General features: G+C 54.1%; 16 protein-coding genes and 1 tRNA gene. 7 read left to right on the plus strand and 10 right to left on the minus strand.

Annotated elements, in window-relative coordinates; all coding sequences use genetic code 11:
* Positions 1-191 precede the first annotated feature (191 nt).
* Both rplI and PN477_RS11770 read right to left on the minus strand, forming a co-directional pair.
* Positions 192-650 (minus strand): 50S ribosomal protein L9, encoded by a 459-nt coding sequence (rplI, locus tag PN477_RS11765; protein WP_072620715.1) that lies wholly within the window; start codon positions 648-650, stop codon positions 192-194.
* Between the two features lie 37 nt (positions 651-687).
* Positions 688-1,317, minus strand: coding sequence for a chorismate lyase (locus PN477_RS11770; RefSeq protein WP_272116486.1), 630 nt, complete (start codon positions 1,315-1,317; stop codon positions 688-690).
* A gap of 241 nt (positions 1,318-1,558) precedes the next feature.
* Between PN477_RS11770 and PN477_RS11775 the strand changes: the two genes are divergently transcribed.
* A complete protein-coding gene (locus tag PN477_RS11775; protein ID WP_272116488.1) occupies positions 1,559-2,641 on the plus strand; it encodes a Gfo/Idh/MocA family protein in 1,083 nt (360 codons plus the stop codon).
* 104 nt (positions 2,642-2,745) lie between these two features.
* Positions 2,746-3,363, plus strand: a complete 618-nt coding sequence (locus PN477_RS11780; protein ID WP_272147301.1) for a Uma2 family endonuclease — start codon at positions 2,746-2,748, stop codon at positions 3,361-3,363.
* 222 nt (positions 3,364-3,585) lie between these two features.
* On the opposite strand, the gene argA is transcribed toward PN477_RS11780, so the two are convergent.
* Positions 3,586-4,866 carry an amino-acid N-acetyltransferase gene (argA, locus tag PN477_RS11785; RefSeq protein WP_272116493.1) on the minus strand — a complete coding sequence of 427 codons (1,281 nt, stop codon included), beginning with the start codon at positions 4,864-4,866 and terminating at the stop codon, positions 3,586-3,588.
* Positions 4,867-5,335: 469 nt separating this feature from the next.
* On the opposite strand from argA, the gene recJ reads away from it, so the two are divergent.
* The gene (recJ, locus tag PN477_RS11790; protein WP_272147302.1) at positions 5,336-7,345 is read left to right on the plus strand and encodes a single-stranded-DNA-specific exonuclease RecJ; all 2,010 of its coding nucleotides are present in this window, start codon (positions 5,336-5,338) and stop codon (positions 7,343-7,345) included.
* Between the two features lie 133 nt (positions 7,346-7,478).
* On the opposite strand, the gene PN477_RS11795 is transcribed toward recJ, so the two are convergent.
* From PN477_RS11795 to PN477_RS11805, 3 genes are all read right to left on the minus strand, one after another.
* The gene (locus PN477_RS11795) at positions 7,479-8,402 is read right to left on the minus strand and encodes a bestrophin family protein (RefSeq protein ID WP_272116497.1); all 924 of its coding nucleotides are present in this window, start codon (positions 8,400-8,402) and stop codon (positions 7,479-7,481) included.
* 187 nt (positions 8,403-8,589) lie between these two features.
* Positions 8,590-10,200, minus strand: a complete 1,611-nt coding sequence (locus PN477_RS11800; RefSeq protein WP_272116499.1) for a response regulator — start codon at positions 10,198-10,200, stop codon at positions 8,590-8,592.
* 35 nt (positions 10,201-10,235) lie between these two features.
* Positions 10,236-12,149 (minus strand): sensor histidine kinase, encoded by a 1,914-nt coding sequence (locus PN477_RS11805; RefSeq protein ID WP_272116501.1) that lies wholly within the window; start codon positions 12,147-12,149, stop codon positions 10,236-10,238.
* Between the two features lie 195 nt (positions 12,150-12,344).
* Here PN477_RS11805 and PN477_RS11810 point away from each other — a divergent pair, with 195 nt between their 5' ends.
* Positions 12,345-14,063: an ATP-binding cassette domain-containing protein gene (locus tag PN477_RS11810; RefSeq protein WP_272116503.1), complete on the plus strand. Its 1,719-nt coding sequence runs from the start codon at positions 12,345-12,347 to the stop codon at positions 14,061-14,063.
* Positions 14,064-14,074: 11 nt separating this feature from the next.
* Positions 14,075-14,896, plus strand: coding sequence for a SirB1 family protein (locus PN477_RS11815; protein ID WP_272116505.1), 822 nt, complete (start codon positions 14,075-14,077; stop codon positions 14,894-14,896).
* Positions 14,897-14,905: 9 nt separating this feature from the next.
* On the opposite strand, the gene PN477_RS11820 is transcribed toward PN477_RS11815, so the two are convergent.
* From PN477_RS11820 to PN477_RS11830, 3 genes are read right to left on the minus strand one after another with little or no spacing between them, the layout of a single operon-like run.
* Positions 14,906-15,301: a type II toxin-antitoxin system death-on-curing family toxin gene (locus PN477_RS11820; protein WP_272116507.1), complete on the minus strand. Its 396-nt coding sequence runs from the start codon at positions 15,299-15,301 to the stop codon at positions 14,906-14,908.
* A complete protein-coding gene (locus PN477_RS11825) occupies positions 15,298-15,828 on the minus strand; it encodes a hypothetical protein (protein WP_272116509.1) in 531 nt (176 codons plus the stop codon). Before PN477_RS11825 ends, PN477_RS11820 begins: the two co-directional genes overlap by 4 nt.
* A 53-nt stretch (positions 15,829-15,881) precedes the next feature.
* Positions 15,882-17,390 (minus strand): UbiD family decarboxylase, encoded by a 1,509-nt coding sequence (locus PN477_RS11830; RefSeq protein ID WP_272116511.1) that lies wholly within the window; start codon positions 17,388-17,390, stop codon positions 15,882-15,884.
* Between the two features lie 130 nt (positions 17,391-17,520).
* Here PN477_RS11830 and PN477_RS11835 point away from each other — a divergent pair.
* Positions 17,521-17,594: transfer RNA gene (locus PN477_RS11835), tRNA-Pro, on the plus strand.
* A gap of 5 nt (positions 17,595-17,599) precedes the next feature.
* Here PN477_RS11835 and PN477_RS11840 read toward each other — a convergent pair.
* Entirely contained in the window at positions 17,600-21,931 is a 4,332-nt protein-coding gene (locus PN477_RS11840) for a PAS domain S-box protein (protein WP_272116513.1), read from the minus strand.
* Positions 21,932-22,107: 176 nt separating this feature from the next.
* Here PN477_RS11840 and PN477_RS11845 point away from each other — a divergent pair, with 176 nt between their 5' ends.
* Complete coding sequence (locus PN477_RS11845) at positions 22,108-22,302, plus strand: heavy-metal-associated domain-containing protein (RefSeq protein WP_272116515.1); 195 nt, start codon at positions 22,108-22,110, stop codon at positions 22,300-22,302.
* Positions 22,303-22,703: the final 401 nt, after the last annotated feature.

Below are 22,703 nucleotides of genomic sequence, written 5' to 3' on the forward strand. Positions count from 1 at the left end.
AAAGGACTCGCTGTCGCTCGATTTGTTTGTTGGTGCAAATTCATCTCGCCACTAAAAGGCACGTCCGCCGTTACCTTCGGTAACTCTACTCGGACTCGCTTTATAGTGGGAGTCTTCTTTGCACATTTAAGATAACTCCCCGGCAACTCGAACATTTAGACTCAGCGCCTCACGTTGAAAACAGCGATCGCCTATTGTGGAGCCACTTCGATTTCCACCATCGCGGTCACTTCGGCATGCAGCTTGACTTCCACTTGATAAGTTCCCAGTTGATTGATTTCCGGCAGGGTGAGATTGCGCTTATCAATTTCTTGACCCGCTTTTTCGAGAATCACATCCGCCACATCTTGGCTCGTGACGGTTCCGAAAATGGCGTTGCCTTCACCGGCTTGCTTGTAAATCCGTAACCGGCCCACCGTCGCCAATGCGGTTTTCCGCGCTTCGGCTTGGTTTTTGACTTCGATTAACCGTAACCGTTCTTTTTCGCGGCGTTGGGCCACCATTTTGAGAATGCCAGGGGAGGCGGGAATGGCGAACCCTTGGGGAATGAGGTAGTTCCGGGCATAACCGGGGGCTACTTCAACAACGTCACCATTAGTGCCGAGTTTTTTAACATCTTGATTGAGAACAACTTGTACACGCTTTGCCATAGTTACTCCTGTGGGCGTTGAGTCACGATCTTGTAGTTTATCGGCTGGAGGGGTGCGATCGCAACCAGTCCCCGCCGCCCATCGCCCCTAAATACCGCTGCAAATAGGGCGAAAACACCTCATAAATCAGCGTCAAGGGCTGACCACTGTGCCAAAACAGATAATGCCGCCCCCAAAACGGCCCCGTCTCTTGAAATTCCGCCGCCAACGCCGCCGAATCGCCGTAGTAAATCCCTTGAATATCCCGATAGAGTTCGCTGTGCAGTTGAGATAAATTATCCCAAATCGGCAAGGCGCGATTCTGCAAATAGTCATCCACCTGGCTCGCATCCCACCAGGACACCGCATAGGCTAACCGTTGCCCCGATGCCGTGCGCAGCCACACCTGACGGCGCAGCCGTGGCCCTGGAACCACCTCAATCTGAGCGGGTGCGTCATCCTGAGCCATCCCAATCGGGGCCATGTCGATCACATCCACTTCAATCACTTCGCGGGTGAGCAGCGTTAGATGGCGGGTTGGTGAGCCATCGCCGAGCATCAGGATTTGCCAAGCGGGGGCAAGTTGCTCATGGGGGAGTCCGGTTTTAATAATCTGGGAGTTACCCTGCCACAGGGGGCTGAGGGCGTGCCATCGGGTTTCAAGGGTGGGGCTGGTGGATCGGCTCAAAACGAATCACCCAACTTACAACGGGTTGACAGGAAATAGCCCTACGGTTTGGGGTTTAGGCCGGACGCTGATCCCTCAAAGGATTGAACAATCGTAACTGTGGGGGATGGACTGGTTCGCCCGTCCTGTCTCAACCTCGCAACCGATAGCTATATTTACAAAACTTAAATGTTTTTAACCATGATAACGTGATTGCTGAAGCTTCAGTGCTGTTGAGACTGCGCGTCCATTGGGAGGAATCATGCTGAATGTTGGTGTTCTAGGAACGGGCTTTGGTCAAAAAATTCATCTACCGGGGTTGCAGCACCATCCCCAAACGCAAGCGATCGCAGTCTGGAACCCCGAACTCGGCAAAGCGAAAGCCATCGCAGATCAGCACCACGTTCCCCACGCCTTTCATCACCTCGATAAGCTGCTGAGTTTGCCGGAACTGGACGCGGTGACGATTTCCACGCCGCCGTTCTTACATTACGAGATGGCGAAACAGGCGATTCTGGCGGGGAAACATATCCTCCTGGAAAAGCCGATGACGATGAACGTGGCCGAATGCCAGGAACTGCACCACCTTGCCCAGGAGCGGGGTGTGATTGCCGTGGCGGATTTTGAATTTCGCTGTGTTCCGGCCTGGCAACGGTTGGCGGAACTGCTCCAGGATGGGTTTGTCGGTCAGCCCCGACTGATTAAGATTGATTGGCTGGTGGTGAGTCGGGCTGATCCGAGTCGGCCCTGGAATTGGTATGCACGGCAGGATCAAGGCGGCGGCGCGTTGGGGGCGATCGGCTCCCATGCCTTTGACTATATTCATTGGTTGTTTGGGCCGGTGCGATCGCTCTGTGGTCATCTCAGTTGCGCCATCCCGGAACGCCCCGATCCCAAAGACGGCAACCAACTCAAGCCCGTCGATGCTGATGATACTGGGCTAATCTTGCTCGAACTGGCCGACGGGACACCCGTTCAGCTTTCCCTCAGTTCCGTCACCTACAACGGGCGCGGCCATTGGCTGGAAGTGTACGGCGATCGCGGCACCCTCGTCCTCGGTAGCGACAACCTCAAAGACTACGTCCACGGCTTCAAACTCTGGGGCGCACCAGCGGGCCAACCCCTCACCGAACAAGAAATCCCCAAACGTCTCGCCTTCCCCCAATCCTTCAGCGATGGCCGCCTCGCCCCCTTCATCCGCGTCGTGGATCACTGGGTACACTGCATCGAACAAGGTCAACCCGCCGCCCCCTCCCTCGCCGAAGGGGTCTATTCTCAACTCTTGATGGATCTCACCCACGAGTCCCACCGCCGCCGCGCTTGGGTCAACGTCCCCACTCCCTAACCCATCCCGCTGGGGCCGGGGAGCGGCCCCCAATTGTGGCAGAATTTGCCACAGTGGGAAGAGGAGTGATTGAAGCACAGTGAATCAACAACTGGAGGTACAGAATGGTTGTCGCCATGGCTGCGGTTAAAACCTACACGGCTGAGGAATATCTCGCCCTAGAAGTAAAATCGGAAACCCGCAATGAGTATCACAATGGAGAAGTACTCCCCATGACCGGTGGAACCCCGAACCATAACGAAATCAACGCCAATTGCGTTTTTCTGTTGAAAATGACTTTACGCCAACAGCCCTACTGCATTTTTGTGACGGATCAGCGGCTTTGGATTCCGGAGCGGGATAGCTACACCTATCCCGATGTGATGGTGACACCACGCCCAGCGGAGCTAAAGCCAGGGCGAAAAGATACGGTGGTTAATCCGATTGTGTTAGCGGAGGTGTTGTCACCCTCAACGGCAGCCTACGATCGCGCCGATAAATTTGCCGCCTATCGCACCATTGCCACGGTTCAAGAATATTTTTTGATTGCCCAAGATCAACCCTACGTCGAGCAATTTATCAAGCAAGGTGAGCATGAATGGTTATTCATTGAGCATCAGGGGTTAGAGTCGGTGCTGAAGGTGCGATCGCTCTCCGTTGAAATTGCGTTAGCGGATCTGTATGAAGCCATTGAATTTGAAACCAATCCTGATCAAGTGGTAACCGCAGAACAAGGCGATTAAGCCCCTTATCTGCATTTGAATTTATAGCGGTTTTCATGAACTTGAGGTACAAAGATCCCCCTCAATCCCCCTTGAAAAGGGGGAAGTGGCGTTCTCATACGTTCGCAATCTGCTATAACGATCCTAAATCAATCGGAGATCTGATCTCCTCATCAACAAGGGGCTTAAGCCCCTTGCCTGTTCATGAATCAAATAGGATTGCTATATATCACAAGCCCTAGATTAGACAGTGATTTGTTTGAATAGAACTTGAGAATTGCGCTGATAGTTATATAGGGATTTTTTATTCGGGGGAAGGTCTTCGATTTTACCCTTACTAAAGCCCCGTTCACGAAACCAATCGGTGGTTTGGGTGGTGAGGGCCACCAGTTTAGTTTTGCCCTGTTGGTGAGCAAGTTGGGTGATATGGTCGAGCAATTTATCGCCCCGTTGCGAGCCTCGATATTGAGGATGCACCACAAAACAGGCTAACTCCCCCACGTGATCATCATCGGTGTTGTACAACGCAGCACAGGCGATCACTTGTTCATCACGGGTGATCACATGAAAATTATGAATTTCCATTTCTAAATGTTCCCGCGATCGCTTCACCAATGTGCCTTTATTTTCCAACGGACGAATCAGATTTAAAATACTACTAATATCTTCAACATTGGCCGATCGCAACTGTTCAAACTTATCCTCAGAAATCATCGTGCCCACCCCGTCACGGGTGTACATTTCTAGCAACAACGCCCCATCCATTTCCGCATCAATTAAATGTACCCGATCCACCCCATCATCGAGGGCTTCGAGGGCAGGCAACATAAATTCATGGGAATAGGTTTGGGCTTCATCGAGGGTGAGCTTGCGTGGCATATTGAAGGGTTGATAACTGAGGAAAATTAATTTATCAGCGGTGAGGGCTTTGGCCGCCACGATCGCCACATGTTCATAGCGGAGGTTGTAGGCTTCGCCGGTGGGAGAATAGCCAATGGGCGAGAGCAGCACGATATTATTCGCATCTAGCTGTTGCTGGATTAAGTCATGATTGATGCGGCGAATGATGCCGGTAAATCGATAGTCCACGCCGCCATGAATGCCCATCGGTCGGGCGGTGATAAAATTCCCGGAGATGATGCCGAGGCCGTTACTCGATATCGAAGGTTGATTGAGAATATGGGTGAGTTGATTTTCAATCCGAATTCGCAAAAACCCGATCGCTTCTTGGGCGGCGAGGAGGGTGGGTAGATCCGTGACGCGGATGCCGTTGTGAATCTGGATCGGGGTGTCGTTTTTGTGGAGGCGTTCGTCAATTTGGGGGCGAGTGCCGTGGACGAGGATCAGCCGCGCCCCTAGGCTGGAGATGATCGCCAAATCCTGCATGATTTGGGGAAATTTCGGACTAGCAATCACTTCCCCGGCAAAGGCAACGACGAAGGTTTTGCCGCGATGGGAGTGAATGTAGGGGGCGGCTTCCCGAAAAAAGGAAACCCGGTTGATGTTGTGATGCAATTCGTTCATGGCACTCTCTGGAAGATGGGGGAACCCTTGACCGCTTCCAAGCTAGGAATCACAGCACGGGTGCAGGTGGAAGACTGTCCCATGGTAGGGGGTTCGGTCATGTTTAACGATGAGGCAAGATGTCAGTAAGACACTGTAGCAGCGGGACTGAGGGGATGTTGTGCGATCGGGAACATCCCAGTGCAGAAAGCCCTCACCCTAAATCCCTCTCCCGTCTTGGGAGAGAGACTTTGAATCTGGCTCCCCTTCTCCCTATTTTGGGAGAAGGGGCTGGGGGATGAGGGCGCAAAATTGAGGCGTTTGCCAAAGTGGTGTGTACCCTGTGCGATCGCTACCAATCTGCGCCCAATTCTCAAACTTCAGAGTCTTTTAAGCCAACGGGACATTCTCCGGCAGAGTGAGCCAGTCTGACCGATATCATGGGCATAATTCGTTTTAACCTGCACCAAGCGCGGACACCGCCGAAACCATGACTCAACTTCCTGACCAGCGTTGGCAGCTTGCCCCGTCCCAGCCCGATCGCATTCCCGCTTTAGTGGCGGCGACGGGCCTCTCGCCGCTCTTGGTGCAGGTGTTGCTGAATCGGGGCATTACGACCCCAGAGGAAGCACAGCAGCACGTTGATCCGGAATTGACGACCCTGCCGGCTCCGGTGGATGAATTTCCGGATTTGGCGAAAAGTGTGGCGATTTTGCAAGGGGCGATCGCCGACCACGACCCGATTGTAATTTGTGGCGACTACGATGCCGACGGCATGACCAGCACCGCCCTCTTGATCCGCGCCCTGCGCCATTGGGGAGCAGAAGTCACCTACGCGATTCCGAGCCGGATGCAGGAGGGCTACGGCATCAACGAGCGCATCGTTGAAGACTGCGCCAATGCGGGCGTGGGGGTGATCTTGACCGTAGATAATGGCATCGCTGCCTATGACCCGATTCACCGCGCCGTGGATCTCGGCATTAGCGTCATCGTCACCGATCACCACGATTTACCCCCGAAACTCCCCCCCGCCGACGCGATTTTAAACCCGAAACTCTTGCCGGAAACCTCCCCCTATCGCACCCTGGCCGGGGTGGGGGTGGCCTATGTGTTGGCGGTGGCAACGGGGCAGGCCTTGGGGCAATTGGGCGGGCTAACGGTGACGCTGTTGGATCTTTGCACCTTGGGGACGATCGCAGACTTGGCCGCCCTCACCGGCGTGAATCGACGCTGGGTGAAACGGGGCTTAAAAACCCTGCCGCAATCATCCCTAGCGGGTTTACAAGCTCTAATGCAGTTGGCACAGATGGACGAAAAGCGCAAACCGATGCGACCGGATGCGATCGGCTTTCGCCTCGGGCCGCGGATTAATGCCGTGGGGCGGATTGGCGACCCCGCCCATGTGATCGAATTACTCACCACCGATGATCCGGAAATCGCCCTCACCCAGGCCACCGAATGCGAAACCACCAACCGCCGCCGCCGCCAACTCTGTGAACAGATCGAACAGGAAGCCGTCGCACTGGTGGAAACCCAAGAACTCCCCTGGCGGCGCGATCGCGTCCTCGTCGTCTATAAACCCGATTGGCACCATGGCGTGATTGGCATCGTCGCCTCGCGTCTCGTGGAACGCTACGGCGTGCCCGTCTTCATCTGCACCCAAGAAAACCCGACGATGATTCGCGGCTCGGCCCGCAGTATCCCGGAATTTCACGTCGCCCAAGCCCTCGATTTTTGTGACGATTGCCTCCTGAAACATGGCGGCCACCAAGCTGCCGGGGGTTTTAGTGTTAGCCTCGACCAGTTCCCCACCTTCCAACGCCGCCTCAGCGAATTTGCCCACCAACACCTTGAACCCGAACACCTCAAACCCTGCGTCTTCGTCGATGTTGAGGCACAATTGAGCGACATTACCGCCGCGCTTTATCAGCAAATTGAGAGCTTGCAGCCTTGGGGCATGGGGGTTAATGCGCCGGTCTTTTGGTCGTCGGCGGTGGCGATCGCCGATCAGCGTGTCCTCAAAGGTAATCATCTCAAGCTCAAGCTAGCCCAGGGTGAAACGGTTTTAGACGCGATCGCCTGGCGTTGGGGCGATTATTTCCCCCTCCCCAGTCCCCTCGACGTGGCCTACACCGTCGAAGAAAACCACTGGCAGGGCAACACCACCCTCCAATTGCAACTCGCCGGCCTCCGCGCCACCCCAGCCACCGCCACCCATCCCACCGCCCCACCGCCCACGCTGGCCGCCCCGCCCCCCCCCACGCCCCGCAAAAAAGCCGCCCACTTCACCTATAAAAACCGCCCCTATCAATGCAGTCTCGCCAATGCAGAAAACGAGCTACGGATCAAAAATGACCAGGGCCAAGTCCTCGCCGTGCAACGGGGACAGCGCACGGGCTTACTGGGTGAAAGTCGGGACACCGCTACGACGGTCGATGTGACCAAGGCCCATTTTTATAGCCTGATCAAGACTGCGATCGCTGCCCTCGAAGCTGATTGACACTCCCCGGCCTAATGGAGGTTAACGATTTAATCCGGTAATTAAAAAAGGCTCTAAACCTCTAGCGAGCAAGATGCTCGCATGACGGAATTACCGGATTATTTCCTTAAGTTTCATCACGCCGGGGCGGATGTCAACTGAGTTCCGGCTCCACCCACTGCGACGGAACCACCGGCGGCGCAACCGGCAATTCCACCATCGCTTCAATGTCCGTGCGCAGTTCTTTGCATTGTTGATCGAGGGGTAAATCGTTGGGATCGTAGCCAAAGGGGTTTTCGATTTCGAGGCCGATTTCCTCAATACCCAACAGCGCAAAGGCAATCACCCCCACCGCGATCGGGGTTCCCCACTGCAACTCACCCACCAACTTAAACGGCAAGATAAAACAATAAATCAACAGCAAATGCTTGAGGTGAATCGCATAGGCTCGCGGCAAGGGTGTGGTTAAAATCCGCTCACAGGACCCCATACTGAGGGTGAGTTGATCCAAAATACGATTCAACTCCACCAGCATGATGTCCGAAATTTTGCCTGCCCGATGCACCTCCCGAAAATAATCCGATAACCATTGGGCAATTTTGTTCGGCATGTGGTGGGTCTTTTCCAATTCGGCAAACTGAGATTCGCTCAAATAGGGCTGCATTTCTGCGTTGGGGCCTTCATAGCGGACGTGCTGTTTCACCGCTGCGAGATACATCCCTACGAGGCGGATCTGGGCTAGTTTTGTGGCAGCTTCGGTGTCAGTTTCTGCATCAATATTGACGGAAATTTGGCGGGCGAGACCCCGGCTTAAATCGATAATATCGCTGATGATTTGGCTGCCTTCCCAAAAACGGCTGTAGGCGGTGTCGGTGCGAAAGACGAGGAGCAAGCCCAACACCAATTCGGGGATGATGCTTGAAAGCGCTTCTTTCCCCACCGGAATCTTCAAGTAGAAGGCGATGGTGACGATCGCGGCGACGGATATCGCGATCAAGACTTTGCCGATAATGGCCGGAATCACAGATGCTTTGAAGTCAAAAATTAAATTGCCCCAATTCCGTTCATCGGTTTCCATAGAATGTCCTTTTCCCCTAGGGAGATATGCCAGAGCAGCAGAGGGAGGCACGCGATCGCAACGGGAGAGATCACCGGTTAGATTCTGGCTCTGTTTCGGTATTGTTCAAGTATATGCGGTGGAATCCTGAACAATTTGACAACGTTTAACGGACAGCAGTGGGCAAGATTTGCGGGGGCGATCGCGCTTAAATTCCCTGTTTGCCGAGGAGATAGTAGGTGAGAGCGGCGCGATCGCTCTTGTCCGACTCGCCGGGGGCGAATTGGTAGCGATCGCGGAGTTGTTCATACACCCGCGCCGACACATGAATCTGATTGGTGGGGCACTGGGTTTCGAGGGCCATCGCATCATCCACGGCTTCCCCCCAGAAATCATAGTCATGGCGTTTGGTGCCGATCACCCCTGCCATCACATTGCCAGTCTGCATCCCCATCCGGATCTGTAGCGGCACAGGTAAGGCGGCCAGCTCGTCCGGAACGGTGAATTGAGCCAGAGCACCTTGGAGGGCCAGGGCCACATCGGCGATCGCCTCTAGGTGATCTTCGCGGGCGACGGGAACCCCCCCCACCACCAAACACACCGTCCCCACCGCCTTGATCGCTTCGAGGCCAAACTGTTCGAGGGTGCGATCGCAGAGGGTAAACACATCATGGAGCACCTGCACAATTTGTGCGGGTTTGAGATCCTGTGACCAGTCATTCACCCCCACCACCCGCATCATGAGCACCGTAGCAGCGGGAAATTCTTCAGCGAGGGAGGTTTGGGCTTGTTTGAGGCGGCGGGCGATCTTTTGCGGCAGGATATTGAGGAGGAGTTTTTCGGATTTTTGTTTTTCGAGGCGAAAGGCTAATTCTGCCCGGCGGCGGCTTTCACTACTTTGATAGTCCGCGATCGCCCGTCCCAAGCTCTGGGCCATCAACTCGATAATCTCCACCTCATGGATGGCAAAGGGCTGCGATCGTGACTCCCCATCCGCAAAATACAACGTCCCATAGATCGCATCCCCCGCCCAAATCGGCGTGCCCAGATACGCATGAAATCGCCACGGCGACCCAATGGGCGGCTCCGTCTCCGGCAACGCCGCTGCATCGGAATACATCACCGTCTGCCGCTGGGTGATCACCTGATGACAATAGGTTTTGTCTAGATCCGTGGGAAAGGCAATCGCGTGCCACGGCGAGTCCTCACTCGATAACTCCGGAATCGCCGCCACCAGACTATAGTAATTCGCCTGGATCTTGGTAATCCCACCCCATTGAGTCCCCAACAACTCACAGCCCGTCTGAAGATAATCGCGAAAGCGTCCCGGAAATGACTCATAATCCGTCGTATTCAGACGGTGCAGGGCCCGCAGCGCATAGCTAAACGATTCCAGCGCGATCGACTTTTGGGCCACATCTTCCTGAGCTTGGCGCAGTGCCAATTGATTCCGCACCCGCACCAGCACCTCTTCAAAATGAAAGGGCTTTGTCACATAGTCCACCCCGCCCGCATGAAACGCCGTAATCTTATCTTGCACATCATCCAACGCACTCAGAAAAATCACCGGAATCTCAGCGGTCAACTCCGATTCCTTGAGGCGGCGGCAGACTTCATAGCCGTTCATTTTCGGCATATTGATGTCCAGCAAAATCAAATCCGGCGGCTTAGCTTGGGCCGCGTTAATGGCCATCGCCCCATTGGTCACACTGCGCACCCGATAGCCCTGTTCTCCCAGCATGGCAGAGAGGAGCCGGAGGTTAGCCGGTGTATCGTCAACGATGATGATATTTTTTTGGGGGGATTGTGGGTTGCCCATGCCTTGGTCCATACTGACAATTTCGATGGATGAAATTAAATCGTATCGTGTTCTGACGAGGCTTCCGGCTGAACCTCTAGCGGGGTGAGAAGCTCGGTAATGAGATCAAAACGATAATCTATAACCCATTGTTGCATTAGTCCAATCATACGTTTCTGTTGGTCTGATAATGTATGGTCCGTTAACGCAACTTTCAGTAAATGCTCAAGGGCTTGAAAGTCAGCAGAGGTGGCTTGTTGGCGTGCATTGAGGAGCCAATCCGTGGGAAAGGATTGCATGTCCTCAAAGCTCAAGGCGGCGGCGGGGGCGGCGGTGGGCTGCTCCTGGGGGAGTGGGGCGGTGGTCAGGGTGTGAACTGGGGCGATCGCGGGTAATTGGATGATCACGGTTGTGCCTTGGTTTAACTGACTGGCGATCGCAATCGACCCTTGGAGAAGTTCAATAAATTGTTTACACAGCATCAATCCTAACCCTGTGCCCTGTTGCAAGGCTTGGCCCGATTGGGTTTGGCTAAAGGGTTTAAACAAGAGCGGCATTTCTTCCGGGGCAATGCCGACCCCGGTATCCGTGACCGTCAGGCAGAGTTGAGCGGCCCTTGGGTCATAGGTGACGGTGAGGCGAATAGAGCCGGTTTCGGTGAATTTAATTGCGTTACTGAGGAGGTTCATCAAGACTTGCCGCAGCCGTTTGCCGTCGGTCTTGATGGTGGTGGGCACATCGGGGGCGATCGCCACCTGAAACGCCAACCCCTTAGACTCCGTTCGCATCCGAAACATCCCCTCTAGGGTGTTCCAGAGGTGGGGGAGATCCACGGGTTCTTGCACAATGTCAATTTTTCCGGCTTCGAGGCGGCTAATGTCGAGGATGTCGTTGATCAGGGTCAGGAGATGCTCACTGCTGCGTTGAATGGTTTCGAGATAGTCTTGGTGCTGGGGGTCATCGAGTTCGAGGACGAGGAGTTGGGTGAAGCCGCTAATCGCATTGAGGGGGGTGCGGAGTTCGTGGCTCATGGTGGCGACAAAGGTACTTTTGGCGCGGTTGGCGGCTTCGGCGTTGTCTTTGGCAGCGATCAGTTGTTGGGTCTGTTGTTCGATTTGGGCGATGAGGCGGTTGAAGGATTTGGCGAGAACGCCGATTTCGTCGTGGGTTTGAATCGGGGCGCGGAGGCTGTAGTCGTGGGCGATCGCAATCGTTTTGGCGGTTTTTGTCAGGGATTCTAACGGATACAGCGCCGCCCGGGTCAATCTAAAAATCCCCACGGTGGCGAGGGTGGCAGCAACCAGATTGCTCAAGACAATCAGCCCTTTTTCAATCCCTTGGGCGTTTTCGAGTTCGATTTCGGCGGCGATCGCTTGATTTTGGGCCGCCAAAACCGTTTGCTCCAGTTGCCAGGTGACCCCGGTGAGGATTTGCAGTTCGGGTTTGGTTTGCAGGGCCGCGAGGGCTTGGGCAATGTCACGGCGCTCGGCGGGGGTGAGGCGATACCGATCGCGAGGAAAAAGCTCATCCAAGGTCTGGGCGTACAACTTCAACGCCGTCGCATAGTCCCTCGCAAAGAGGGTCAGCTTCGCGGGGTCTTCAGCGAGCCAGGTGGGGTCACTCTCCACAAAATCGATCAACTTGGCGGCGGTGATTTGGGCCGATTCCACATCCTCCCGAATCCGCGATCGCAACACCAACAGTTGCTCTGGCTGCGCCAAACGCGACTCCAACAACACCCCCGCCAACCGCACCCGCTCCACTTCCCCATTCAATTGGGTTAATAACCGGGCTTGGCGATTCGCATCACTCAACTGTTGAATGCCTTGGCCTTGGTAATAGTCCGCCACCACCAACCCCAAAGCAGACCCCAAAATTCCCAAAATCATCACCAGCGCATACCCCACCGCCATTTTGTGACGGAGCGGCCAATGCTGTACTTTAACAGACCAAGCAGTGAACCGATTCATCGTTACCCCCACCCAATCGCCCCAATCCTGAACCCATCACAACCCACACCGACGGTGCTCAGACCGATATCATGATCCGCACCAAACGGCGGGTCAACGGGGAGCAATCGGAGCCTTGAAGTTTTGGGATGTTTGGCGATTTTTGTAAACATTGGTAAAGTACAAGGGATTGAGATGCCATGGGATGGACGTGTAATGCTGCGCTTAGAACATATCAGTAAAATCTATCCGACCGGAGAAGTCCTTAAGGATGTCACGTGGGAGGTTAAAGACAGCGATCGCATCGGCCTCGTCGGCGTTAACGGCGCGGGCAAATCCACCCAGATGCAAATTATTATGGGGCACATCGAACCCACGAGCGGTAACATCATCCGCCCCGCTGACTTGAGAATCGGGTATTTAACGCAAGAATTTGACGTTGACCCAGCCCGAACCGTGCGCGAAGAGCTTTGGACGGTGTTTCACGATGCTAACACCACCCACGCAGAGTTAATGCGGGTCACCCACGCCATGGAAGGCGCTGACCCCGACACCCTCGACACCCTGCTCCACAAGATGGACAAGCTCCAACGGCGGTTTGAAGCCCTGAACGGCTACGCTCTCGACGCGGAAATTGAGAAGATTTTACCGGAGATGGGGTTTGATCCTGAAGATGGCGATCGCCTCGTCTGCACCTTCAGCGGCGGCTGGCAAATGCGCCTTAGCTTAGCTAAAATCATGCTCCAAGACCCGGATCTCCTCCTCCTCGATGAGCCGACCAACCATTTAGATCTTGAAACCATCGAATGGCTCGAAGGCTATTTAAAAGACCTCAAAACCCCGATGGTGGTGATCTCCCATGACCGGGAATTCCTCGATCGCCTCTGCACCCAGATCGTCGAAACCGAGCGCGGCGTATCCACCACCTATCTCGGCAACTATTCCGCCTACCTCGCCCAAAAAGCCGAAAGCCAAGCCGCCCAACTCAGCACCTACGAACGCCAACAAAAGGAAATCGCCAAACAACAGGAATTTGTCGAGCGGTTCCGCGCCAGCGCCACCCGCAGCACCCAAGCGAAAAGCCGCGAAAAGCAACTGGGCAAAATCGATCGCATCGAGGCCCCGATCGCCAACCTCCGCAGCCTCAAATTCACCTTTCCCACCGCCTCCCGTAGTGGCCGCGAAGTGGTGAAAATCGAAGACCTTTCCCACACCTACGGCGATAAGGTGCTCTTTTTAGGGGCGAATTTGCTCGTGGAACGGGGCGATCGCATCGCCTTCCTCGGCCCCAATGGCTGCGGTAAATCCACCCTGCTCCGAATGATCGTCGGCCTCGAAGCCCCCGAAGATGGTTCCGCCGAGTTTGGCGATCACAACATCATCCCCGGTTACTTCGAGCAAAACCAAGCCGAAGCCCTCGACCTCAAAAAAAGCGTCCTCGATACCATCCACGACGAAGTTCCCGACTGGAAAAACGAAGAAGTCCGCACCCTGCTCGGCCGCTTCCTCTTCAGCGGTGAAACGGTGTACAAACCCGTCGCGGCCCTGAGTGGAGGCGAAAAAGCCCGCCTGGCTCTGGCGAAAATGCTGCTCTGTCCGGTGAATGTGCTGATCCTCGATGAGCCCACCAATCACCTCGACATTCCCGCCAAGGAAATGCTCGAATCCGCCCTCCATGACTACGACGGCACGGTGTTGATCGTCTCCCACGATCGCTATTTCATCTCCCAAGTCGCCACGAAAATCGTCGAAGTGCGGGACGGGGATTTAGTGGTTTATAACGGTGATTATCACTACTATCTCGACAAAGTCGCCGACGAAAAAGCCCGCATCGAAGCCCAAAAACAAGCCGAAGCCGATACCGCCAAACGGGCCGCCAAACGCGCCAAACAAAAGGAAAAAGAGCAAGCCCGCAAGAACAAAGCCACAGTCTAGGGGCGATCGCAATGGTGCTTGTTCCGGCCCGGCAATGGTTTCAAACTCTGGTGCAAAAACCGGAGGCGATGATCGATCTCACCGCTGCGGCATTGGCGATCGCCCAAGAGGAATACCCCAACCTCGACCCGGCGATCTGTCTTGATCACCTCGAAACCTTGGCGGCGGCGGTGCGATCGCATCTCCCCGCCAGCCCCTACCCCCTCAAAGTAATCCAAAGCATCAACCATGTGCTCTACACCGAGCACGGTTTTCGGGGCAACAGCGACCACTATTACGATCCCCGGAATAGTTTCCTGAACGATGTCTTAACTCGCCGTCTTGGGATTCCCATCACCCTTGCCCTCGTCTACCTTGACCTTGCCCGGCGGCTTGACTTTCCCATGGTGGGAATCGGGATGCCGGGTCATTTTCTCATCCGCCCAGAATTTGAAGCCGTGGGAATTTTTGTCGATGCATTTAATCAGGGCGAAATTCTATTTGAGCAAGACTGTGAAGCCCTGCTCAGCCGCATTTATCAACGCCCGATTACCCTCCAAACCCACTTTTTAGAACCCGTCACCGCCAAACTATTTTTGGCGCGAATGTTGAATAATCTCAAGCAAATTTACCTCAATCAATCGGAGTTTACGAAGGGCATTGCCTGCTGCGATCGCATCCTCCTCCTCTTCCCCGATCATCCCCTCGAACACCGCACCCGCGGCCTGCTTCACTACGAACTCCAGCACTGGCCCGCCGCCCGCCACGATCTCCAGCAATACCTCCACCTCACCCCCAACGCCCAAGACGCAATCATGATCCAGCGTCTCCTCCTCGAACTCACCACCCGCTGAAGTGCGATTTCAATGCGTTCCAAGAGGGTGAACATGGGTTTTGAGCCACTGTGTAAAAACAACACGAGTTAGGGATGAGGCAGCGAGTGTTACTATGATTGATTCCTGTTCATTCACGGATGCTGTGATTTCCAAATCATGGATGACTAAAAACGTTTCCATTGCAGCATGTCCTGTTCTTTTATTACCATCTACAAAGGGATGATTCATGATGATAGAAAATCCGAGGATAGCTGCTTTATCGATCACAGTAGGGTAAAGATCGTTACCATCAAATGTCATCTGAGGTTGAGCGATCGCTGATTCTAAAATCCCAAAATCCCGCAATCCGCCCAGTCCTCCTGACTGTTGCAAGATGCGATGATGGATCATCACAACATCATCACAAGTAAGATAACGAATCATGCTAATCGGCGATACAATTCAGCATTTTTCTGAAGAACATATTGAGTGGCGGTATCAATTGTGTGGGTAGAAAAATCAGATTCTACTGACTCTTGTACAGATGCTTGGACTTTTGAATCCCCTAGGCTTTGGTCAGTATGAGGTTGAATATCTGGTTCTAGAGGTTCTGACTGTTGCGCCTCCTGTGGGTTAATACCAGCAAACACCAAACTCCTGACTTGTAAGGCAGGCTCTAAGGTATTAATTTCTAGGTTTTGAACAATCTCTTCAGCCCCAATCTCGCAGTCATAGACCACATACGTCCAGATTCCAGGCTGACCCGCCTCAGCCTGTTCTGATTCATAAAATGTGGTTGTTCCATCATCAGAGAAATCATAGAAAGCCGAGTAAATATCCTCCCAACCACAATCTGAATGGTTGAGGCTTGCCAAGATTACCGACACAACCCCAGCGAGATGGTGGGGTTGTGTTTCCACCTGCACAAGACGTACACCCGTCCACGTCACATTATGTAATTCAAGAGCCATGCTCCCCCCTGCACCGTTGTCGATTCAAGTCTGTCTCCAGTCTAACGAGGGACTTAACGCACTTCGTAGCCGAAGAGGTTGGGGTCTACTTCCGTGAGGTTGAGATCGGCGAGGCCGTATTCAGCCCAGCGTTGATCCACTTGGGCGGCGGTGGCGGGGTCGGATTCGAGGACTTCGCCCCAATCGTGGTCGGTTTCCGGGGGAATTTTTGTGGTGGCATCGATGCCCATGCGGCCGCCGAGTCCGATTTTTTCGCTGGCGAAGTCGAGGGTGTCGAAGGGGGTATCGGGCAGGATGAAGACATCGCGCACGGGGTCAACTTTGGAGCTAATCGCCCAGACTACTTGCCGGGGGTCGCGGATGTTGATGTCTTGATCGACGACGACGACAAATTTGGTGTAAGTGAATTGGGGCAGGGCTGACCAGAAGGCGAGGGCGGCGCGGCGGGCTTGGCCGGGATAGGCTTTGTCAATGGAGATGATCGCCATTTTGTAGCTGAGGGCTTCCATGGGGAGGAGGAAGTCGGTGATCTCCGAGACTTGTTGGCGGAGGATGGGGGTATAGATGCGGTTGAGGGCGATCGCCATCATCGCTTCTTCTTTCGGGGGGCGACCGCTGAAGGTGGTGAGATAGACCGGGTCTTTGCGGTGGGTCATGCAGTGGAAGCGGATTAGGGGCGAATCTTCCACGCCGCCGTAGTAGCCCATGTGGTCGCCAAAGGGGCCATCGGGGAGCATTTCACCGGGGGTAATTGTGCCTTCAAGGACAAATTCTGAATCGGCGGGCACTTCGAGATCAACGGTTTTACATTTCGCCAGCGTCACCCCGCTTTTGCCGTAGAGTCCTGCAAACAGCCATTCGGAGAGATCCACCGGGATCGGGGTGGCGGCGGCCATGATGATTAAGGGATCGACACCGAGGGCGATCGCAACCTCTAATTTTTTCCCCGCCTCCGCCGCCTTGCGCAGGTGTCGCGCCCCGCCTCGCACTGAGAGCCAATGCACCGTCATCGTCTTGTTGGACTGCAACTGCAACCGATAGACCCCCACATTGGGCGTTCCCGTTTCCACATCCTTGGTAATCACCAAGCCCAGGGTGATAATTTTCCCCGCGTCGCCGCTGTAGGGACGGATCAGCGGCAAGGTATTGAGGTCGAGATCGTCACCGTCAATCACCACCTGCTGACAGGGCGGGAAAAAGTCGCGCCCCGGCTTCGCTTTGACCACATCAAAGAGTAATTTGCCAAACTCAAGCCCCTGGGCGAGGGTTTTCGGGGGTTTGGGCTGTTGGAGCATCCCCAATTTTCGCCCCAGATCTTCGAGTTCGGCGAGGGTTTCCCGATTCATCGCCCAGCAAATCCGCTCCACTGTGCCCATCAGGTTCACCGCGACGGGAAATTTTGCCCCTTTGACATTTTCAAAGAGTAAGCCGGGGCCGCCGACGGTGAGCATCCGGTTGGCAATTTCTGCGATTTCGAGTTCTGGGTCAACGGGGGCGGTGATGCGGCGCAGTTGGCCGCGGTCTTCGAGTTGTTGAATAAAGCCCCGTAAATCTCTCGCCATGGGTTGATCTCAGCTTGGTTACATATCTTTACAGTGTAGAGGCCGGGGGAGCGCGATCGCAAAGGATTCCCCACATTCACCCCTTGTCCCAAACCCAGACCCCTGTGCTATAGTGGAAAAGCTTCATTTTCGGGATGTGGCGCAGCTTGGTAGCGCACTTCGTTCGGGACGAAGGGGCCGCTGGTTCGAATCCAGTCATCCCGATTTTTTCACTCGACTTCATCCAAAGACTCGCCCCACTGCTCTAAATAGAGTTGTGTGGCGTTGATGATGGGCTCCATGTCGAAATTATTGGCATGGTGGCTCAACATTTGGCGCAATGGCTCATGGTCGGGGGAAAGCTCTGCGATCAACTGATGCACTTGTACGTCGTAGCAGAGCATTGCCATTTCGTTGAGGTTCTGTACCCACGCCAGGGGAAGACCCTCAAAATCGCTGGGGTGAAGCGTGGGGAGGGGATCTTGGAACGGTTTGGGGGCCGGGGATTCGTAGGTATAGAGGATATTCAGGTGAGCGGCGAGCGTCGTGAGTAGATCCGCTTCGGTGCAGGGTTTAGGGAGAAACGCATCACAGCCGGCGGCGATCGCAGCCTCGCGATCGTGCTCAAAGGCATGGGCCGTGAGGGCAATAATCGGCATCGGCTGCCCGGTGGGGTTCGCGGCTTCCTGAGTGCGAAGCTGTTGCATGATCGTCAGCGCATCCGGCACATCGAGATCGATCATGATCAAATCTGGGCGGTGGGTTTGCCATTGAGCCAGAGCATCAGGGGCGGTGGTGGCGGCTTGGGGTTGAAACCCGATGCTAGAAAGCAGTTCCACCAGAAAACGACGGCAGAGATCATCCGCATCCACAACCAGCAGACGGGGAGGGCTACCGTCTGTCGCGATCCCTTGCACCCGTCGCGTCTCAGCCTGTTCGGTGGGGAGAATGGCATCGGTGGCGGGCATTGGTAATGTCACACAAAAGGTACTGCCCTGCCCCGGTTCGCTACAGAGCATCAGACGGCCACCGAGTAATTCCACAAACCGCATACTGATGGTTAAGCCCAGGCCGGTTCCGTTGGGGACGTTCTGCCCAGCCGTGGTTTGTTCAAAGGCCTCAAAAATTTTTGATTGTTCATGGGGATGGATGCCAACGCCGGTATCTTCGATCAAAAACGACAGATCATCGGGTCGGACTGCGGTGGTGCAGGGGATGACCCGTAGTCTGACAGAACCGTGGGCTGTAAATTTAATCGCATTGCTGATGAGATTGATCAGGATTTGGCGCAATTTGACAGAGTCGGAGTAGACATAGCGCGGGATGTGCGGATCAAGGTTGAGATCAAGCTGGAGTCCTTTGGCGATCGCGGCATGGTGCAGCAAATCATACACCGCCTGCACCAGGTCGATTAAATCAAAGGGGACAGGGTTCACCGTCAGGTGACCCGCTTCAATTTTGGACAGATCCAGAATGTTATTAATCAACGACAGCAGATGATCACCACTGCGCAAAATAATCTGGAGATTGTCTTGGTGGTGTGGACTCAGGGTCAAGTCACGCTCCATCACCTGGGCAAAGCCTAAAATCGCGTTGAGGGGGGTACGGAGTTCATGGCTCATGTTGGCTAGAAACCGACTTTTGGCGATGCTGGCGGCTTCGGCGGCATCTTTGGCCTGTTGCAGTTCGAGTTCAAACCGTTTGCGATCGCTCACATCCCGCACAATCACCAGCACTTGATTCTCCAACACCGGCACAAACCGCGCCTCTTGATACCGCAAATCGTTATCAACGATCAGAGTATATTCATCGACCTGCACCGTCCCGGTATCCAGAGCCGCTGCAATACAGTCAAGCCGTCTTTGGGCAATCTCCGGCGGCAACGTATCCCGAATATTGCCCCCAATCGTGATGTTGTTCGGGTTATAGACCGGAAAATTGTCGCGGGCAAAAAAGTTGAGGCGGTTTCCGTCTCGATCCAACTGAATCAAAATATCAGGAATGGCCTGGAGCAGGGCGCGGGTCGTCGCTTCACTGTGGCGCAGGGCCGCTTCCACTTGATATCGCTGGGTCAGATCTCGCACGACGATCAGCACTTCATCGGCATTGAGGGGGACAATCCGCGCCTCTTCCCACGCCTCTTGACCCTGGAGTTGGATCGGAAATTCATAATGCTGAATTTCCCCGGTCTCTAGAGCACGCTCACAGAAGGCTAACCGTTGTTCGGCCATTTCTGGCGGTAAGAGATCCCGGATATTGCGGCCGATCGCCTCGGCCAGAGGCACGACAGTGTTAAAGGTGGTCGGACTGTGGATCTCTAGATGGGTTCCGTCCCGGTGCATACGGATCAACAAATCCGGCAGCGCGTTGATTAACGCCCGCATTTTGGCTTCGCTGTGTTGGAGAGCGAGTTCGGCTTCCTTGCGATCGTTAATGTTCCGAATGATCAAAAGTGCCGTGTTGATGTGATAGGGAATGATCCGGACTTCTTCGTAGATGTGCTGACCCTCGGACCAGAGTTCTTGTTCAAAGACTTGTACCGTTTGAGTGGCGATCGCCGCCTTAACCGCCTCAAGTTGGCGGTGGGCGATCTCCGGCGGCAACAGATCCAAGATATTTTTACCCATTGATTGATGATCCTGGGCGCGCGGGATCAAGTCTCGACTATGGCGCGATCGAAACTTACCCAAATACACCCCATCCCCATCGATAAAAATCATCAAGTCCGGAATCGCATCGAGCATCATCCGGTGACGGGATTCACTTTCTTGCAGCGCCGCTTCAGTTTCTTTGAGGGTCGTTACTTCGGTTAAAACTCCATACCAAATAATGCTGTGATCCGGTTGTCGGGCTGGTTTAGCCGTGCCTTGTATCCATTTCAATCGGCCGCTGGCGGTGCGAATGCGATATTCACACTGCCAGGGTTCTAGGGTTGCCGCAGAGTGGGCAATGGAGGCATTGAGGTGATCGCGATCGTCCGGCACAATCAGATCAAAAATGGTGTTGGGATCATCACACATTGCTTGGGCCGAAACTTCGTGGAGATGCTCCGTCTCAGGACTGGCAAAGGAGAAAAAATGCTCACCATTGGGTAATAAATGATAGGCATAGACCACACTAGGAATCGTGTCGGTGATCCGGCGGAGGCGTCGCTCTCGGTCTTGGATGGCCTGTTCCATCCATTTGCGATCGCGGATATCTTGAATCTGCGTCACAAAATAAAGGGGGCGATCGGAGCGATCGCGCACCAGGGCCACATTCAGCAAACACCACACCTCCGCCCGTCGCTTCGTCAGATACCGCTTTTCAAGCTGATAACTCTGGACTTCGCCGCGCATCAACCGTTCCCGCTGCTCCAAATTCCCATTGAGATCATCCGGATGAGTAATCTGCGGAAACGTCAGCGATCGTAACTCCCGCTCCGAATAGCCCAACATCTTACAAAACACCGCATTCACCTTCACAAAGCGATTCTCCAAACTGAGGATCGCCATCCCAATCGCCGCATGATCAAACGCACTCCGAAACCGCTCCTCACTCTCTTGCAGCGCCAACTCCGTCCGCTGTCGCTGAATCGCCCCCGCAAACAATTCCCCCATGATCTGAAGCCCCTGAATCTCCTGCTCCGACCACTGACGCTGCTGACGCACCGCATCAAACCCCACAAACCCAAAACATTCCCCCTGCACCATAATCGGCACACACAGCAACGACTGAATCCCCTGCTGGATCAACACCTCCCGTGCCGCCTCAGTCTCCTCCAAACAGTCAGCCACCACCGGGATATACACCGTCTCCCCCGCAAAAATCTGCCCAAACACCCACGGAAACATCGTCAACTCAACCCGTTGCAAATCATCTTGATGGGCAGTAATTCCCGGCGCACACCATTCATGGGTACAAGACACCTGCCCTCCACTCGGCAACGCCTGAAACAAATAACTCCGATCAACCCGAATAAACGTTCCAAACTGCTCCAACACAGCCTGAATCTCCTGATCCAAATTCTGCACCGCCGCCTTCAACAACTGCGTTGATGCCTGAGCCATCAATCGATTCAGGGCGAGATTGTAGCGCAGCATTGATGTTCGGACATCCACTTCTTTTTCAAGCTGGACATTTAACGCCTGTAATGATACGTTAATCTCCTGCTGATTCTGAGTCTGGAAATAATCTTGCAACGCCGTCCGCACCAGTTCAATCAGTTCCGAGCCATTCCACGGCTTAGCCACGTATTGATATAGACTAGCTTGATTCACCGCCCGACCCATCGCCTCCGGACTCACCTGCCCCGTCAGCATCACATTCAAGGTTTTGGGCGATTGACGATGGGTTTCAACCAGCAGCGCATCCCCCTTGAGACCCGGCATTAATTGGTCACTGATGATCAACGGAATTTCAACTTTATCCTGCAATAACTCCGTCAGCAGTTCGAGCGCTTCTTCACCACTTTCCGCCACTTCAATACAATAGTCATCACCCAACGCTTGGTATAACAAGTCCCGCAAGCTTGACAACACCAATATTTCATCATCAACACAAATGATTGTCGGTTTATCCATGCATGAACCTCAACCTGCACATATTGTAGACGATGAGATCGACAGTCCATCGCAATCCTTGCAGAGGAGAGGTTTGGCTATCTCCAAGGATCTTCCGCCTTGTTACAATCCTGGCAGGACGGCTTAGAATTGGGACAATGGAATACCCTATCTATTTTAGTAACCCAATTGTTCAGATGCTGATTCAAATTCATGTGCCGAGTATGGTTTGCCAAGCCTGCGTCAAAACCATCACCAATGCGATCAAAGCGAATGACCCTGCTGCCATGATTGAGGCGGATTTGAGCCAACATCAGGTTACGGTCGATGGTGCTCTAGATCTAGAACAGGTGAAAGCAATGATTCTGGCGGTCGGCCACGAGGTGGCTTAGGGTTGGGTATCCTGGACTAGTGCAGTGGCACAGCTAAAAATAGGCTTGATTGTAGTGTCGTGACACAGCCAAAATGATACTTTATTGTAGGGTGGGTTAGGCGGATTAAACTCCTGCCATTACTGTAATCTAGCAATCCGCCGTAACCCACCGGTTAAGGTGTGTCGTGACTTACTTTATTGTAGGGTGGGTTAGGCGGATTAAACTCCTGCCATCACTGCAATCTAGTAATCCGCCGTAACCCACGGATTAAGGTGTGTCGTGACACTAGTGCAGCGTCAAGACTTACTATTCGGATTGTCTTGAATGTCCAACGCTCAACGTGACGGTGCGTTACGCTTCGCTAACAGCACCCTACAAACATCCTAATTCTTGGCATTGACGCTGCACTAGTGCAATGG

This window comes from Spirulina subsalsa CS-330 (genome assembly GCF_028330765.1).
GTDB lineage: Bacteria > Cyanobacteriota > Cyanobacteriia > Cyanobacteriales > Spirulinaceae > Spirulina > Spirulina subsalsa_A.

Coding starts and splice junctions, on each gene's coding strand:
- recJ (WP_272147302.1), top strand. CDS start 5,336: ATGACTCAACTTCCTGACCAGCGTTGGCAGCTTGCCCCGTCCCAGCCC.
- PN477_RS11845 (WP_272116515.1), top strand. CDS start 22,108: ATGCTGATTCAAATTCATGTGCCGAGTATGGTTTGCCAAGCCTGCGTC.
- PN477_RS11840 (WP_272116513.1), bottom strand. CDS start 21,931: ATGGATAAACCGACAATCATTTGTGTTGATGATGAAATATTGGTGTTG.
- PN477_RS11815 (WP_272116505.1), top strand. CDS start 14,075: ATGGTGCTTGTTCCGGCCCGGCAATGGTTTCAAACTCTGGTGCAAAAA.
- PN477_RS11820 (WP_272116507.1), bottom strand. CDS start 15,301: ATGATTCGTTATCTTACTTGTGATGATGTTGTGATGATCCATCATCGC.
- argA (WP_272116493.1), bottom strand. CDS start 4,866: ATGAACGAATTGCATCACAACATCAACCGGGTTTCCTTTTTTCGGGAA.
- PN477_RS11775 (WP_272116488.1), top strand. CDS start 1,559: ATGCTGAATGTTGGTGTTCTAGGAACGGGCTTTGGTCAAAAAATTCAT.
- PN477_RS11825 (WP_272116509.1), bottom strand. CDS start 15,828: ATGGCTCTTGAATTACATAATGTGACGTGGACGGGTGTACGTCTTGTG.
- rplI (WP_072620715.1), bottom strand. CDS start 650: ATGGCAAAGCGTGTACAAGTTGTTCTCAATCAAGATGTTAAAAAACTC.
- PN477_RS11830 (WP_272116511.1), bottom strand. CDS start 17,390: ATGGCGAGAGATTTACGGGGCTTTATTCAACAACTCGAAGACCGCGGC.
- PN477_RS11805 (WP_272116501.1), bottom strand. CDS start 12,149: ATGAATCGGTTCACTGCTTGGTCTGTTAAAGTACAGCATTGGCCGCTC.
- PN477_RS11795 (WP_272116497.1), bottom strand. CDS start 8,402: ATGGAAACCGATGAACGGAATTGGGGCAATTTAATTTTTGACTTCAAA.
- PN477_RS11780 (WP_272147301.1), top strand. CDS start 2,746: ATGGTTGTCGCCATGGCTGCGGTTAAAACCTACACGGCTGAGGAATAT.
- PN477_RS11810 (WP_272116503.1), top strand. CDS start 12,345: ATGCTGCGCTTAGAACATATCAGTAAAATCTATCCGACCGGAGAAGTC.
- PN477_RS11800 (WP_272116499.1), bottom strand. CDS start 10,200: ATGGGCAACCCACAATCCCCCCAAAAAAATATCATCATCGTTGACGAT.